14 protein-coding genes are annotated in these 16,458 nt (G+C 46.0%); 5 read left to right on the top strand and 9 right to left on the bottom strand.

Annotated elements, in window-relative coordinates; translation table 11 throughout:
* Nucleotides 1-271 precede the first annotated feature (271 nt).
* The 4 genes from mnmE to rpmH all read right to left on the bottom strand — a co-directional run bounded on the left by mnmE (nt 272) and on the right by rpmH (nt 4,107).
* Nucleotides 272-1,651, bottom strand: coding sequence for a tRNA uridine-5-carboxymethylaminomethyl(34) synthesis GTPase MnmE (gene mnmE, locus JHD45_RS11015; RefSeq protein WP_199476572.1), 1,380 nt, complete (start codon nt 1,649-1,651; stop codon nt 272-274).
* A 158-nt stretch (nt 1,652-1,809) separates the two neighbouring features.
* Entirely contained in the window at nt 1,810-3,471 is a 1,662-nt protein-coding gene (yidC, locus tag JHD45_RS11020; protein ID WP_199476573.1) for a membrane protein insertase YidC, read from the bottom strand.
* Between the two features lie 94 nt (nt 3,472-3,565).
* The gene (gene rnpA, locus JHD45_RS11025; RefSeq protein ID WP_199476574.1) at nt 3,566-3,964 is read right to left on the bottom strand and encodes a ribonuclease P protein component; all 399 of its coding nucleotides are present in this window, start codon (nt 3,962-3,964) and stop codon (nt 3,566-3,568) included.
* A gap of 8 nt (nt 3,965-3,972) precedes the next feature.
* Entirely contained in the window at nt 3,973-4,107 is a 135-nt protein-coding gene (gene rpmH / locus JHD45_RS11030; RefSeq protein ID WP_013663328.1) for a 50S ribosomal protein L34, read from the bottom strand.
* A gap of 514 nt (nt 4,108-4,621) precedes the next feature.
* Here rpmH and dnaA point away from each other — a divergent pair.
* The 4 genes from dnaA (at nt 4,622) to gyrB (ending at nt 10,911) form a co-directional block, all read left to right on the top strand.
* Nucleotides 4,622-6,169, top strand: coding sequence for a chromosomal replication initiator protein DnaA (gene dnaA, locus JHD45_RS11035; RefSeq protein ID WP_199476575.1), 1,548 nt, complete (start codon nt 4,622-4,624; stop codon nt 6,167-6,169).
* 32 nt (nt 6,170-6,201) lie between these two features.
* A complete protein-coding gene (gene dnaN, locus JHD45_RS11040; RefSeq protein ID WP_067011793.1) occupies nt 6,202-7,302 on the top strand; it encodes a DNA polymerase III subunit beta in 1,101 nt (366 codons plus the stop codon).
* A 78-nt stretch (nt 7,303-7,380) separates the two neighbouring features.
* Complete coding sequence (gene recF, locus JHD45_RS11045) at nt 7,381-8,487, top strand: DNA replication/repair protein RecF (RefSeq protein ID WP_199476576.1); 1,107 nt, start codon at nt 7,381-7,383, stop codon at nt 8,485-8,487.
* Nucleotides 8,488-10,911 (top strand): DNA topoisomerase (ATP-hydrolyzing) subunit B, encoded by a 2,424-nt coding sequence (gyrB, locus tag JHD45_RS11050; protein ID WP_199476577.1) that lies wholly within the window; start codon nt 8,488-8,490, stop codon nt 10,909-10,911.
* Between the two features lie 112 nt (nt 10,912-11,023).
* On the opposite strand, the gene JHD45_RS11055 is transcribed toward gyrB, so the two are convergent.
* Nucleotides 11,024-11,311, bottom strand: a complete 288-nt coding sequence (locus tag JHD45_RS11055; RefSeq protein WP_199476578.1) for a hypothetical protein — start codon at nt 11,309-11,311, stop codon at nt 11,024-11,026.
* Between the two features lie 177 nt (nt 11,312-11,488).
* Here JHD45_RS11055 and JHD45_RS11060 point away from each other — a divergent pair, with 177 nt between their 5' ends.
* Nucleotides 11,489-12,268 (top strand): SDR family oxidoreductase, encoded by a 780-nt coding sequence (locus JHD45_RS11060; RefSeq protein ID WP_325097287.1) that lies wholly within the window; start codon nt 11,489-11,491, stop codon nt 12,266-12,268.
* Between the two features lie 201 nt (nt 12,269-12,469).
* Here the strand turns inward: JHD45_RS11060 and JHD45_RS11065 are convergent, their stop codons facing one another.
* From JHD45_RS11065 to JHD45_RS11080, 4 genes are read right to left on the bottom strand one after another with little or no spacing between them, the layout of a single operon-like run.
* Nucleotides 12,470-13,297: a sulfite exporter TauE/SafE family protein gene (locus tag JHD45_RS11065; protein ID WP_199476579.1), complete on the bottom strand. Its 828-nt coding sequence runs from the start codon at nt 13,295-13,297 to the stop codon at nt 12,470-12,472.
* Nucleotides 13,298-13,353: 56 nt separating this feature from the next.
* Complete coding sequence (gene ggt / locus JHD45_RS11070) at nt 13,354-14,946, bottom strand: gamma-glutamyltransferase (RefSeq protein WP_199476580.1); 1,593 nt, start codon at nt 14,944-14,946, stop codon at nt 13,354-13,356.
* A gap of 58 nt (nt 14,947-15,004) precedes the next feature.
* A complete protein-coding gene (locus tag JHD45_RS11075; protein ID WP_199476581.1) occupies nt 15,005-15,700 on the bottom strand; it encodes an ABC transporter permease in 696 nt (231 codons plus the stop codon).
* Nucleotides 15,701-15,713: 13 nt separating this feature from the next.
* Entirely contained in the window at nt 15,714-16,415 is a 702-nt protein-coding gene (locus JHD45_RS11080) for an ABC transporter permease (RefSeq protein ID WP_199476582.1), read from the bottom strand.
* Nucleotides 16,416-16,458 lie beyond the last annotated feature (43 nt).

Genomic DNA, 16,458 nt, shown 5'->3' on the forward strand with positions numbered 1-16,458 from the left:
ATTGCGGAAGACGCATGGGTTGCACATATAACCTGCATACTATGCACTATGAGACTTTTGCACGACGACTGCGCTTGCCAATACTTTGTTAAAAACAGGCTCAAAATGCTCATTTATAGCTATAAACTCCGCTTTCTCGTCTGTTTTTGCCGCGTTTTGGCGTCGCTTTTGACATCGTGCAAAGGTCTCACTATATTAATTTTATTGAAGTCTATTCGCTGTAGCCCGTTGAATTAGAGGATGTTTCTGCCACTAATGGGGATAACCAATTCTACTTCCCAATACAGAAAGACCCAAAAATACGCCCTAAAAGATCGTCGCTGGTGAAGGCACCAGTGATTTCGCTAAGGGCTTGTTGGGCTTCTTTGAGGTCTTCTGCTAGCAATTCCCCTGCTCCATAACCGTTAAGTTGTTCGTTGCCAGCGTCTAGGAAGCGGTTAGCTTTGTTAAGCGCTTCGATGTGACGACGACGGGCGATAAAACCGCCTTCATTGGTGCTGTCGAAGCCCATAACGGCTTTTAAGTGGTTTGTTAGGTCATTGACGCCCTCACCTGTTTTCGCGGATAGAGAGATCACAGGGACGTCTGAGACGATTTCCATTCCTGTTCCTTCTTGAGTTAAGTCGACTTTATTACGTACTAAAGTCAGGTGTTTCGTATCGCCAAGCTTTTCCATGAATTCGGGCCAGATTTCGTTAGGGTCTTTGCTATCGATGGATTGGCTATCGACCATCATGAGGATGCGATCGGCTTTGGCGATTTCATCCCAAGCACGTTGAATACCAATGCGCTCGACTTCGTCTGGGCTGTCACGAAGACCGGCGGTGTCGATGATGTGCAGTGGCATGCCATCAAGATGAATATGCTCCCGTAGTACGTCCCGTGTGGTGCCTTCGATGCTGGTTACAATGGCAGATTCTTTGCCTGACAAAGCGTTAAGTAAGCTGGATTTGCCTGCATTAGGACGGCCTGCGATCACCACGCTCATGCCTTCACGAATTAAAGCCCCTTGATTAGCTTCTTGTAGCACAGCTTTGAGTTTAGCTTGAATCTCAGCCAGTTCACTGGCGACTTTGCCGTCACCGATAAAGTCGATTTCTTCTTCGGGAAAATCGATGGCGGCTTCCACGTAAATACGCAGATGAATCAAGGATTCCACCAGTTCGTCTACGCGTTTTGAGAATGCTCCTTGTAATGAACGCAGCGCGCATTTAGCGGCTTGTTTAGAGGAGCTGTCGATCAGGTCGGCAATGGCTTCGGCTTGGGTTAAGTCCATCTTGTCGTTCATAAAGGCACGTTCGGAGAACTCACCAGGGCGGGCAAGACGAGCGCCCAAGGCGACACAGTGAGTTAATAACATGTCCATGATGACAGGGCCGCCATGGCCTTGTAATTCGAAAACGTCTTCACCTGTGAAGGAGTTTGGTCCTGGAAAGTATAAGGCGATGCCTTCGTCAAGTTGCTCGTTCTGCGCATCTTTAAAGGGGACGTAATGGGCGTAGCGAGGTTTTGGGTCAAATCCGACGATCTGTTTCGCAATGGTTAGGCTTTTGGGGCCTGATAAACGAATGATGCCAACGCCGCCACGGCCTGGTGCGGTCGCTTGCGCTACGATGGTGTCTTGGTCAATGGCGTATTGAAAGTCGGTCATAATAAAACTCGGTACGGTTTACGTCGGAAAATAGAAAAGACAAGAATAATGCCATTGTCCATTAGCCGTAGAGTGATGGCAATCTAAACGTAAAAAAGGCCTCCCGAGGGAAGCCTTTTTTGTCTCATTTTTGTGCAATTGCTTTTCGAATGGGTCGATTAACCCTCTCGTTCGATTCGCTTGGTAATAATGTACTGCTGCAAGATCGACAAGCTGTTGTTGGTTACCCAGTAAAGGACAAGACCCGCTGGGAACCACAAGAAGAAGAAGGTAAAGGCAATTGGCATTAGCTTCATGATCTTCGCTTGCATTGGGTCTGGCGGAGTTGGGTTCAACATTTGCTGACCGAACATACTTAGACCCATCAAAATTGGCAGGATAAAGTATGGGTCCATGACAGATAAGTCATGAATCCAGAAGATAAACGGAGCATGACGTAGCTGTACCGATTCCATCAATACCCAGTACAAAGACAAGAAAACGGGCATTTGCACTAAGATTGGCAAACAACCACCCAGCGGGTTGATCTTCTCTTTTTTGTACAGCGCCATCATGGCTTGCGACATCTTCTGACGATCGTCTCCATACTGCTCTTTTAGTTTGGCGATTTCCGGTGCAAACTTGCGCATTTTCGCCATAGAGCGATAACTTGCTGCTGACAGTTTGAAGAACACCAATTTTACACAGCATACGATAAGAATGATCGAGAAGCCCCAGTTGCCCACAACGGAATGGATAAAGGACAACAAGCTAAAGATCGGTTTCGCCAAGAACCATAACCAGCCGTAATCAACCGTAAGATCAAGGTTTGGCGCGGTTGCTTCAAGATGTTTCTCGAGTTTTGGACCAACATAGAAGGTGGAGCTTAAGGTGTCTTTTTTACCTGGCTCGACGACGACCTGTGGGCCAACAAAGCCGATTAGGTTAAAGTCACCATTGGTACGTGCTTGCAGTGTGAAATTCTGACCCTGTTCAGGCACCCATGCGGTCACAAAGTAGTGTTGTAACAGCGCTACCCAGCCTTTATCCGCCGTGACTTTGACAGGATCTTCTTTCATTTTTTCGAAAGAGACTTTGCTGTATTTGGTATCGTTATCAGAAATGGCACCGCCTAAGTATGGATGTAAGCCCATATTAGTGGATTGACTTGGATCCGGTGAATTATCACGTTTGATTTGGCCAAATAGATTACCACGCCATACTTTGTCCGTGGTGTTATCAATGGTCATCATCTCTTTAATGCGATAATTACCTTTGGTGAAACGGAAGGTTTTGGTGTATTTCACCCCGTTCGCACCTGTGTAATAAAGGTTCACATTTAAAGCGTCTTGGCCTTTTTCAAGGGTATAAGACGTTTTTTCTGTTGTGTAAACAGGACGTCCTTTCGGTGAGGCATCCGGTCCATCCGGTCCGATCAACCCACTTTGTGTGACGTAGACATGTTCGGGCGTGTCTTCAAGAATTACAAAAGGGGCGGGTTTGCCCAGTACTTTTGTGTATTTCAGCAGAGCGGCACCGACTATATCACCACCAACAGGGTTAATATCGACACTTAGCGTATCCGTTGTAACGTGGATGAGCTTACCGGGTGCAACTTTCGTTACATTGTCTGGTATCTTGCTACTGTCCGCATTCGCATTGTGATGAGCGTTTGGTAAATCAGTTTCTGACTCTGATTGCTTGATTGTTTCAGCAGTTTGCTGAGTTGTTTGAGCTGCGCTTTGCTTGGACTGAGGACCATAATCTTGGTTCCACTGTAAAAACAGTAGATAGCCAGTGATAAAAAGCGCACCCCATAAAAAGTAACGTCTGAAATCCATGGTATTCAACTAATTTGTTTGGTTGGACAATGGGTTCGCAGAACCCTTTTAAAAAACACGCGCTATTAAACCAGCCTTTGACGGTTTTTTCAGCTTATTTCTGTGTTGAGTGCGTGCGTTTTTGGTTTGAGGTCGTTTTTTTCGACTTCTTCGCCAATTGATCCCAAGCTTTAGCTAAGCGTTTATGCAGCGTTGGGTTATCTAACTCTTTGATTCCCTGACGAGATAAAAAGATGATATCCATACCAGCTAATAAGGTTTGGTTATGGCGAAAGGAATCGCGTACCAAACGTTTGATACGATTCCGGCCTACCGCACGTTTGTCCGTTTTCTTGGCCACAATCAGACCCAAGCGAGCTTGATCATCTTCTCGTTTACGTGCCAATAAAAGGAATTCGCCTGCGAAGACTTTGGAGGAGGTGTCGTTAAAGACAGATTGATAATCCTCGGCATTCAGTAATCTGACATGCCGAGGAAAACAATATTCGGTCATCAGCGTGCTTATGCGCTTAGAGCCTTACGACCGCGAGCACGACGACGAGCGATCACTTGACGTCCGCCTTTAGTTGCCATACGAGCACGGAAGCCATGGTTGCGTTTGCGTTTTAGAACGCTAGGTTGAAAAGTTCTTTTCATGTTAATTCTCTCACTGAATGCAGTGTTTGAGTTTTGAGGGTTAGCATTCGCCAAGCCTCGACAATTGATACGAAATCAGGGCGCGGATTTTAGAGCCTTTCGCCAATGAATTCAATGATTACCCACCATCTATTGTTAAAAAATTAACCACACATTTGATTAACCTTTTACTCACAAGCTTGTACATCTTTAGTGGATAAAAATATTTTATCCTTAAAAAGTTATGCACATAAGCTAAAGTAAATCTAATTATGTGTATAACTATCAAATAGTTACTAACATTTAAGGTTGTGCAAAACCTTTCAGACAAGGTGCGGTTAATATGTGTATAAGTAGTTGTTTTATGCACATCAAGAGTCGTTTACCTACAGGTGTGCATAACCTTGACTGTTATCAACAATCATGACGTATCTTGAAGCGTTTTGGATTTTTTTCTATTTATATGTGGATAACTTGCTGTGAGAAAGGTAAAATCCGCTTCTTATCTGTCACTCAATCAGGGAGTACGCCTAAAGTGTCTTTGGAGCATTGGAATCTTTGTCTGCAGCGCTTGCAGGAGGAGTTTTCCACATCGCAGTTCAATACTTGGATTCGTCCATTGCAGGCAGAAATAACGCCCAATGGGGAATTATGCCTTCGCGCGCCGAATCGCTTTGTGTTGGATTGGGTGAGTAACAAATATCAAACGCGTATTAAAGAACTCTTATCTGAGTTTGCTGGGAGTGATCCTGCGGCCACCTTACGCTTTGCGGTAAAAGAACAGAACTTCGCTCAGGTGAATCAAGCACCACCGCCCCCTCCTACTCCCGTTGAACCTGTATCCAGTCCATTAAATAATGATGTGGCGAATGAGTCTGGCTATCGTCCAGGTTTTGGTTTGATGGATGGTGAACAGAGCCAACATGCGGATTTGGAATTTGAAGCGCCACTAACCTTATCGGATACAGGCTTACGCGAAAGCGATTTAGAGCCGTACGAGCAAGGTCAGTTACCCCTTACTCCTCCTAATCGTAAAGTGGAAGTGGAAGGCGGTATCAATCATGGGGCGAATCTGAATAACTCTTTTACCTTTGACAACTTCGTTGAAGGGAAATCTAACCAATTGGCTCATGCGGCCGCGTTACAAGTCGCTGAAAACCCTGGCGGTGCGTACAACCCCCTCTTTATATACGGTGGCGTTGGTTTGGGTAAAACCCACTTAATGCAAGCGGTGGGAACCAAGCTAATGCACCACAATCCGAATGCGAAGGTTGTGTATCTGCATTCAGAGCGGTTTGTGGCGGATATGGTCAAGGCATTACAGCTGAACGCTATTAACGACTTTAAACGCTATTACCGCTCAGTCGATGCATTACTGATTGACGATATTCAGTTTTTTGCGGGTAAAGATCGTACTCAAGAAGAGTTTTTTCACACCTTCAATGCCTTATTGGAAGGAGGTCAACAGATGATTCTCACCTGTGACCGTTATCCAAAAGAGATTCAAGGGCTAGAAGATCGTCTTAAGTCACGCTTTGGCTGGGGATTGACGGTGGCGATTGAGCCGCCGGAATTAGAAACACGCGTGGCGATTTTGATGCGTAAAGCGGACGAAAGCGGCGTGAAGTTATCTTACGAATCGGCTTTCTTTATTGCTCAGAAGATTCGTTCTAATGTGCGAGAATTAGAAGGCGCATTAAAACGTGTCATTGCCAACTCGCATTTTACGGGTCGAGCGATCACACCCGATTTCGTAAGAGAGTCATTAAAAGATCTTTTGGCCTTGCAAGACAAGTTGGTGAACATTGATAATATCCAACGCATCGTGGCTGAGTACTACAAGATCAAAATCAGCGATTTGTTGTCAAAACGTCGCAGCCGGTCTGTGGCCCGTCCTCGTCAGGTGGCCATGTCTTTAGCGAAAGAACTGACAAACCATAGTCTGCCAGAAATTGGCGATGCCTTTGGTGGTCGCGATCATACGACAGCACTGCACGCGATTCGTAAGATCAAAGAACTTCAAGACACGGATTCGGATATCCGTGAAGACTACAAACAATTGATGCGAATTTTGACGACCTGATGGTCTAAGACTTTGATTTAACGGGGAAAATAATGAAATTTTCAGTTGTCCGAGAGACACTTCTTAAGCCACTCCAACTGGTGGCAGGCGTTGTAGAGCGCAAACAGACTATGCCTGTTTTGGCCAATGTGTTGGTCGAAGTCAAAGATCAAACCTTGACGCTGACTGGCTCTGACTCGGAAGTAGAATTGATTGGTCATGTGACCTTGGACGAATGCGAAGAAGGTCGCATTACCGTACCAGCTCGTAAGCTAATGGACATTTGTAAGAGCTTGCCCGATAGTGCGGTGATTGAATTTACTTTGGATGATCAAAAAGCCGTCATTCGTTCGGGCCGTTCTCGTTTTAGCTTGTCCACCTTACCCGCCGATGAATTCCCGAACATTAAAGACATGCAAGGTGAATTGACCGTTTCTGTGGCGCAAAACAAAGTACGTCGTTTGATTGAGCGCACAGGGTTTGCCATGGCCAACCAAGATGTACGTTATTACTTAAACGGCATGTTGTTTGAAGTAGCAGATGGTCAGCTTCGTGCGGTCTCAACCGATGGTCACCGTTTGGCAACGGCGGTGGAAGACGCTCAAGTCAGTGGCGATCTCACTCAAGTGATTGTACCTCGTAAAGGCGTGTTGGAATTGAACCGTTTGCTAAACGACAGCGATGACACGGTTGAATTAACAATTGGTACCAACCACATTCGCGCTCGTGTGGCGGAATACGTTTTCACTTCGAAATTGGTTGATGGCAAGTTTCCAGATTATCATCGGGTTATTCCACAAAAGAACGAAAAAATTGTCATTGCTGATCGTTCGGAATTGCGCCAAGTCTTCTTGCGAGCCTCGATTTTGTCGAATGAAAAATACCGTGGTGTGCGTTTGATTTTATCGAATGGCATGTTGCAAGTGTATGCAAACAACCCTGAGCAGGAAGAGGCGGAAGAGTCCGTTTTGGTGCAATATCAGGGCGATAAACTGGAAGTCGGCTTCAATGTGGGTTACTTGCTAGACGTTTTGGGCGTGTTAGATTCGCAAGAAGTGCGTTTGTCACTCAGTGATTCCAACACCAGCAGTGCTTTGATCGAGGAAGCCCAAAGCCATGCAGCACAATACGTTGTGATGCCTATGCGTTTGTAATTCACCCCGTGATTCCTCGCACTGAAACCTGCTTGCCTTGGCAAGCAGGTTGTCTTTTCTTAACGTTAGGTTAGTCCTATGCCGCTGGTTCGTTTGGACATCTCTCATGTTCGTAACCTCGCGAGTGTGCGTTTTGAGCCCTCTTCTCAAGTGAATATTATTCTCGGTGAGAATGGTAGCGGCAAAACTTCTGTCTTAGAAGCCATCCATCTACTCTCGTTTGGGCGCTCTTTCCGTAGCCACAAACACAAAACCTACATTCAGCATGAACAAGATTCTTGCCTCGTGTTTGCGCAACTTCACAATGAGCATGGCCGCCCTACGCCCATTGGTTTACAGCGCCATCGCGATGGTCAAATCGAGGTGCGTATCCAAGGAGAACGGGCGCAGTCGGTCATCGAACTGGCTGAGCGTCTTCCTGTACAGCTGATTAACCCTGATGCTTTTCGATTATTAGAGGGATCTCCTAGTGTTCGACGCCAATTTATTGACTGGGGCGTGTTCCATTTTGATGTCGGTTTTATTCGTGCGTGGCGAGGTTGGCAAAAAGCATTAAAACAGCGGAATACCTTGCTCAGACGTGGTAAAATCTCACCAAGTTTACTGGCGGCTTTCGATCAGGAATTAATCCGTCTTGGTGAGCAAGTTAATGGGGCTCGTAAAGCTTATGTCGAGCGCTTAACTCCATACTTTTTGCAGGTATTGTCGGTATTAAATGCCGAGTTGGCCGTGAGTTTGCAGTTCTACCAAGGCTGGGACTCACAAAAGACGCTGCAAATGGCTGTGGAGTCGGGGCGTGAGCGCGACATTGAGTTGGGGTATACCCACACAGGCCCACAAAGAGCGGATTTACGAGTGAAGAGTGCCAGCGGAGACGCTGTCGATACACTCTCCCGTGGCCAGCAAAAGCTGGTTGTTTCAGCGTTGAAAATTGCTCAAGGGCAATTGCTGATCGAAATGGGTCGGCCACTGGTGTTTTTAGTGGATGATTTACCCGCAGAGTTGGATGCCAACCATCGACAGAAATTGTGTCGTTTGTTGGAATCGTTAAACAGTCAAATTTTTATTACCAGTGTCGGACCAGATACCACGGATTTTACGTGGGCCGACACCACAGACGTTCGTCACTTTTCTATGAATAACGGCGAATTGTCCTTATCGAGCAAAGGTTTTCAGGAGAGTTAAATGAGTGAAAATAATTACGATTCGTCCAGTATCAAGGTGCTCAAAGGGCTTGATGCCGTTCGTAAACGTCCCGGTATGTACATCGGTGACACGGACGATGGTACGGGTCTGCACCACATGGTGTTCGAAGTGGTTGATAACTCCATCGATGAAGCCTTGGCGGGCCATTGTGACACCATCACAGTACTGATTCATCCCGACGAATCGATTTCTGTGTCGGATAATGGTCGTGGTATTCCGGTTGATATGCACGAAGAAGAAGGTGTCTCGGCTGCCGAAGTCATCATGACGGTTCTCCATGCTGGTGGTAAGTTTGACGATAACTCATACAAAGTGTCTGGTGGTCTTCACGGCGTGGGGGTTTCGGTTGTCAACGCCCTATCCGAAGAGCTGACGTTAACCATTCGTAAAAACGGCAAAGTCTACGAGCAACATTACAAACATGGTGTACCACAAGCGCCTCTTGCGATCATTGGAGACTCGGATGGCAAGGGTACGACGGTTCACTTTAAGCCTTCTGCTGACACCTTTACTAATATCCTGTTCCACTATGACATCTTGGCAAAACGCCTACGTGAATTGTCCTTCTTAAACTCTGGTGTGGCCATCAAATTGAAAGATGAGCGCTCTGGTAAAGAAGAATTCTTCAACTACGAAGGTGGACTACGCTCTTTTGTTGAACATTTGAACACCAATAAAACACCGATCAACGATATCTTCCACTTTATCTGCCAGCGTGATGACCTAGAAGACGGCATCGCCGTAGAAGTGGCGCTACAGTGGAACGAAGGTTTCCAAGAAAACATCTACTGTTACACCAACAACATCCCACAACGTGATGGTGGTACTCACTTAGCGGGCTTCCGTGGCGCCTTGACGCGTACCTTGAACAACTTTATCGAATCTGAAGGTCTGGCGAAGAAACAAAAAGTCGCCACTACGGGGGATGACTGCCGTGAAGGCTTAACGGCCATTGTATCGGTAAAAGTACCTGATCCGAAGTTCTCCTCTCAGACCAAAGACAAGCTTGTTTCGTCCGAAGTAAAAACCGCTGTTGAACAGGAAATGAGTAAGCGCTTTTCTGAATACTTGTTAGAGAAGCCAAACGAAGCAAAAATCATCGTCAACAAGATGATTGATGCCGCCCGTGCCCGTGAAGCGGCACGTCGTGCTCGTGATATGACTCGTCGTAAAGGCGCCCTAGACATTGCTGGTTTGCCAGGTAAATTGGCAGACTGTCAGGAGAAAGACCCAGCGCTTTCTGAAATCTACCTAGTGGAGGGTGACTCTGCGGGGGGGTCGGCCAAGCAAGGGCGTGATCGTCGTACCCAAGCGATTTTGCCGCTGAAAGGGAAAATTCTGAACGTTGAGAAAGCCCGTTTTGACAAAATGTTGTCCTCTGCCGAAGTGGGCACCCTGATTACCGCCTTGGGTTGCGGCATTGGGCGCGACGAATTTAACGCTGATAAATTACGCTACCACAGCATCGTTATCATGACCGATGCCGACGTGGATGGTTCGCACATTCGTACCCTGCTGTTGACCTTCTTTTTCCGTCAAATGCCTGAAATCATCGAACGTGGTCATATCTTTATTGCCCAGCCACCTTTGTTTAAGATCAAACGTGGTAAGCAAGAGCAATACATCAAAGATGAAGCGGCCATGGAACAATACTTGATTGAAGTGGCGTTAGATGGCGCGCACATGCACGTGAATGAAGAAGCGCCAGGGATTCAAGGTGAACACCTGACTAAACTGGTGCGTGATTACATTAAAATCGAAGCCGATATTGATCGCTTGGCTCGTGTGTATCCAAAAGATGTGATGGGTAAGCTTCTGTACTGTAAAGCTCTCACTCAAGAGGATCTCACCAACGAAGAAACAGTGATGGAATGGGTTGAAGCCATTCGTAACCAAATGCCATTGGATGCTCGTACTGGCTTCCGTTTTGACTTCTCCGTTGAGAAGGACACTGAACGTAACTTGTTCTTGCCTGTGGTGGATATCATGTCCCATGGTGTGTCTAACCGTTACCGTTTTGAGGCGCCTTTCTTCAGCTCACCAGAATACAAACGTATTGTCGCCATGTCTGAAACTGTGGCGGAATTGTTTGGTGAAGAATCCTTCATTCAACGGGGTGAGCGTCGCGAAAAAGTATCCACCATCAGTGATATGAAGGCGTGGCTGATGAAAGAAGCGTCTCGTGGTTTAACCACACAGCGCTATAAAGGATTGGGTGAGATGAACGCCGATCAGCTTTGGGAAACCACCATGGACCCAGATGCCCGTCGTATGTTGCGTGTTACCATCGACGACGCCGTCGCTGCTGACCAAATGTTCACTACCCTAATGGGTGATGAAGTAGAACCACGTCGTAACTTTATCCAAGACAACGCCTTAAGCGTTGCTAACTTGGATGTTTAAGGTTTAATCCATTAGTAAAAGCAAAGCCCCTGTTTCACGTGAAATTGGGGCTTTTTTTATGAATTTTCTCAGTTCTGGTTGTCTTGTAATGGATGTATTATTCTAGAAACGGTCATGCTTCACTCCATAACTCATCATCAGGCTCTGGAAGGTTTTTCCGTTTATACTCAAGTTTAAGTGTTTCAGGCCATTGAATATCGAGTGCATCTTTCAATGTGTACGCGCTAACATGGGCGATGACTTGACCTTGCAGGTCAGTTTCCCAAGAATCCCCATTCCATAGAAGAAAGTCATAAACGCCTGCTGCTGGCCCTAATTTGAATGCAACAAAATATAAGCCAGGTGTGTCAGGGGTATCAAATTTCCAAGGCAATTCTGTCTTGATGTCATTTCTCCTCATGCTGCTCTTCTTTAAACATTACGACCGATAAAATACTCATCTAGTTATTATATTCTATTAAAATGAATCTTCTGTGCACTTACGTGAGCATGTCTTGCTTCCACTCTGGTGTTGCGCGAGTCTTTTAGGGCTGAGCATTCAGTCCGGTCCGTTCAAAGGAAAGATTCAAAGGAGAGTATGATGAAGATTGATTTTACAGGTAAAACGGCGTTGGTAACGGGGTCGACACAGGGCATTGGCTTTGCTACGGCCAAGCTGTTGCTTGAATCTGGCGCGACGGTGATCGTTAATGGACGATCCGAAGAGAAAACCCAGCAAGCGGCGCAGCGCTTGGGTGGAAATACCCGAGGTATTGCGGCGGATCTTGGTTCTAGTGAAGGCTGCCAAGCTCTGGTCGAAGCTGCGGGTGATGTGGATATTCTGGTCAATAATGCCGGTATTTTTGGGATGAAAGACTTTTTCGAAACCGATGATGAGGTTTGGGACGAATACTGGCAAGTCAATGTGATGAGCGCTGTGCGTCTTTCCCGTGCGTTTGCTCCTGCTATGATGAAAAAAGGCTGGGGGCGCATCGTGATACTGGCTTCTGAATCGGCCTTTAATATTCCTTATGACATGATCCATTATGGCGTTACCAAAACCGCCGATGTGTCCTTTGCCCGTGGTTTGGCGAAGCGTCTAGCGGGTACGGGGGTAACGGTAAACTCTATTTTACCTGGCCCAACCATGTCGGATGGGGTCGAAAACATGTTATCGGGTCCAGCAAAAGAAAGTGGTAAATCCATTGATGAAGTGGCGGCTGATTTCGTCATGCAAGCTCGCCCCAGTTCGATTATTCAACGCATGGCATCGGTGGAAGAAGTTGCGAATATGATTGTTTATGTGTGTTCTGATCTATCGTCTGCCACAACGGGCGCTAGCCTTCGTGTCGATGGTGGGGTGATGGATACGTTATAAAAGACATTCTGATCTCCTTGCAGTGCATCACTATTTAAGTCGCTGACATCACACATCATTAATAAGCCATTCTATTGTTTTGAATGGCTTAATTAGATGGTCTGTCTCTTCCCAAAGCTATGCTTAGGATAGCCTTTGGGGAGAGGATAACCATTGTGTTTACTATTAAAGTCATTGGAATCGATTTAGGTAAATCTTCACTTAAAGTATTCCTGAAACTTGAATTAACATGCGTGTTCCAGTGATAAACAACATCACGGCGAAGGCGCGTTTGAGAGATTGTTGATTCAGCCTAGCGGCGATTTTCGCGCCTACGGGAGCGAATAATATGGTTAATGGAATGATGAATACGAAGGCCGGGATGTTAACTAATCGCCAAGTACCTATCGGTGCGTCTGCGGGTGTTTGCCCTATTGCCAGCAAGGTTATAACACCAGGTAAGGCGATCAGTAAACCAAAGGCAGCGGCGGTGCCGACAGCTTTATGAGCTGAAACATTGCAGCTGGTTAGTAAAGGAACGCCTATGGTTCCCCCACCGATGCCAATCATGACGGACAATCCCCCCACCATAAGGGCCATAATCATTTGCCCTATTCTCCCTGGTAAGGATTGAACCAGTGCGGATGATTTAGCTCGAAAAAGCATGTTTAGACTGATAAAAATGGCGATGATACTGAACATCCAAGTCAAGAAGTCACCAGAAACTCGAGTGGCAACATAACTTCCTACAATGGAGGCTATTAGTATGAATCCGCCCCAGAATTTTAATAATGCGACATCAACATTGCCTTTTTTATGATGCGATCGAATGGACGAAATGGCCGTTGGAACAATGGTTGCCAGACTGGTTGCGGTTGCTATCGCCATGGCGGAGTTGGGGCTGACGCCAAAGTGTTGTAATAAAAAATACAATACGGGCACAATGACAATTCCGCCGCCCACACCAAATAAGCCCGCTAAAATTCCCGCTAGCACCCCAGTAGCCATAAGAGCTAGACCTATAGGCCATATCGCCATAAGTTGATCCATTTTGATTTCCTATTTCTTATATTGTTCAAATATACGTTTTATTGAATTTGATGACCTTAAAGGCCGAGAGCGCAACCATCCTTACGCGGTTCGGAACCACCGAGTAAGGTGCCTTTCTCCCAGTCAATAAAGATGGCCTGAGCACCACCGATAGGTGTTTCTGCTGGTACTATATGAAAGCCTCTTCGCTCCAGTTCATGAGTAACCTCTGCGGGTAAAGTGTGTTCGGCTTCGACATCTGTTGAGCCAGAAACAGGCATGACTCTTGGTAAGTTGATCGCTTCTTGTATGTCCATTTTACAGTCCAATATCTTAGACAATAAGTGTGCATGCCCCATGGCTTGGTAATATCCCCCCATGACACCAAAAGGCATGACGGCTTTGCCATCTTTGACTAACATGCCGGGAATTATGGTGTGCAGTGGTCGCTTATTGGGGGCAAGGCAATTTGGATGTGTTGGGTCAACAGAAAAGCTTTCACCACGATTATGAAATAAGACACCAGATTTCGGCGCGACAAACCCAGTACCAAAACTGTCAAATACCGAGTTAATAAAGCTCACACAGTTGCGGTCTTTATCAACAATAGAAATATAGACTGTATCCCTATGAACTGGGCTGGCAAACTCAGGTAAGTCTTGAATAGCATGCTCAAGATTGATCTTAGCGGCAAGCTCGTCGGCTAACTCGTCTGACAAAAGGTAATCTGTGGGCACTTTGGCAACGTTAGGATCGGCCAATAATGCGTCGCGAGCCGCATAAGCGAGCCTTGTGGCTTCAATTTCTCGGTGTAGCCTATTTGCAGATAATGCATCTTCTGTATCTTTAAATCGCGCTAAAATATTTAAAATCATCAAGGCAATGATGCCTTGTCCATTGGGCGGGCATTCGAAAACATCGTGATCTAAAAAGCGAGTTTTTATTGGCGTAACGTACTCTCCTCGAGCGTTGGCAAAGTCCTCTAGAGTATGAGATCCGCCGATGCTTTGTAAGTATTCCACCATGTCCTCTGCAACTGGGCCGTTGTAAAAGCCTTCTCTGCCCTGCTCTGCAATTTGTCTTAAGGTTGCGCCTAACTCTGGTTGCTTGTGTATTTCCCCTACTTTTGGTGCATGCCCTTTGGGAAGAAAGATTCGTTTTGCCGTGTCGTTTCTAGAGAGCAAGGGTTCTTCTAATGCCCAGTCATTGTGGACTCTAGGTGCAATGGCATAACCGTTTTCAGCCAGTTTGATGGCAGGAGCAAGTAAGTCTTTAAAAGGCAACTTACCATGGTCTTTATGTAACTGAGTCCAAGCGTCAATTGCACCAGGAATGGTAATGGCCCAATGGGACTGGCGTTCTACTTTACTGTCAGGGCCTTGTTGAAATTCTTTAAAATCCAAACCAGCAGGTGTTTTACCCGAGCCGTTATAGGCCAGAATATTGTCACTGCCTCTTAAAGAGAGTAAAGCGAAACAGTCGCCTCCTATTCCAGTTGAACAAGGCTCGACAACGCATTGTGCTGCGCAAGCGGCGATCGCTGCGTCAATAGCATTTCCTCCAGCGTTTAATATTTGTATAGCAATGAGCGTGGCTGTGGGGTGAGAGGTTGCAGCCATAGCTTGAGTGGTAACAATCGTTGAACGAGTTGGGCTCTCAAAATTTCTCATAATAAGTGTCTTTCATCATGTTAAAGAATCATTGTGATAACGGTGATTGATGATCTGGTTAAGTTCGTTTTCGTAAATAAGGTGGCGATAATCGATGCTCCAAAGCGGCGAGTCCGCGAATGATTAAAAAATTGATGGTTAGATAAATAGCACCTGCACAGACGAAAACCTCAATTGCTCGATAGGTTTCAGAAATTAAGCCATGGGCAATACCAGTGACTTCCATCAAGGTGACTACGGATGCGAGGGATGTGCCTTTTACCATCAGAATAATTTCGTTGCCGTAGCTAGGAATCGCCTGTCGTAAGGCTATAGGAAGAACGACAAGACGCATGGTTAAGTAATAAGATAAGCCCGAGGCGCGCGCCGCTTCGACTAATCCTTTCGGAACAGATTTAATTGCTCCGCGAAGAATTTCACTACCATAGGCGGCCGTGTTTAGGCTTAATGCCAGAATGGCACACCAATAAGGCTCACGGAAAAAACCCCATAAGCCAACAAACTGCAGATCTTTACGAAACTGACCTAAGCCATAATAGATAAGGAAAATTTGCAGTAATAACGGCGTTCCACGAAAAATAGCGACAAAGGTGCGGATTGGCAGAGTCACTAGACGTTGTTTAGTTTGTAGGAGCAGCGCCAAAGTTAGTGCCAAAATAAAACCTAAACTGACTGAAATTGCTGTTAGCTGCAAGGTCATTGGCAGTCCGGACAAGAGCTTGGGAATAATGATGAGATAAAATGAAAAATCCATATGATTGTCCTATTCAATAAGAAGAGGTTCGATTTTCTACGTATTTAAAAAAGAACCCCGTCAGGACGGTTATTACCAGATAGAGGCAAGCCGCTGCGGTATAAAAGATAAACGGCTCTCGGGTTGAGCCAGCGCCAATCTGCGCTTGTCGCATTAGCTCGACTAAGCCAATCACTGAAATTAACGCTGAGTCTTTGAGAATTAATTGCCAAACATTGGAAACCCCGGGTAAGGCTAAGCGCATTATCTGCGGCATTATGACAAATCGCAGTGTTGGCCACTTTGGCAAGCCTAGGGCTTGCGCGGCTTCCAATTGGCCTTTATCTAGGGCTAAGTAAGCGCCACGAAAAATTTCCGCTAGATAAGCTCCTGAGATAATGGCTAACGCCAACATGCCTGTGGCAAAGGTCGGTAAACCGATAAAGCCATCCCAACCTAATAATTTACCTGTTGATGTCAGTAACATACTGCCGCCGTAATAAAGCAAGTAGATGGTGAGAAGATCTGGAATACCTCGGAATAAAGTGCAGTAGCTGCGACCAAAGAGATTTAAAATTCGATACTTCCCAACACGAAATGTTGCAATGACACCACCAAATAGGATGCCAACTGAGAAGCTAGAAAAGGAAAGAAGAAGCGTGACTAAGGTGGCAGCCAATAGAGATTTCCCCCAGCCTCCGTCTCCAAAGCCAAGAAGATGTAATACATCAATCATATTACGAGCCTTTCTGAAATTTGATAAATAGGCTTCGAGATGA

It is taken from the genome of Marinomonas spartinae, from assembly GCF_016461715.1.
GTDB lineage: Bacteria > Pseudomonadota > Gammaproteobacteria > Pseudomonadales > Marinomonadaceae > Marinomonas > Marinomonas spartinae_A.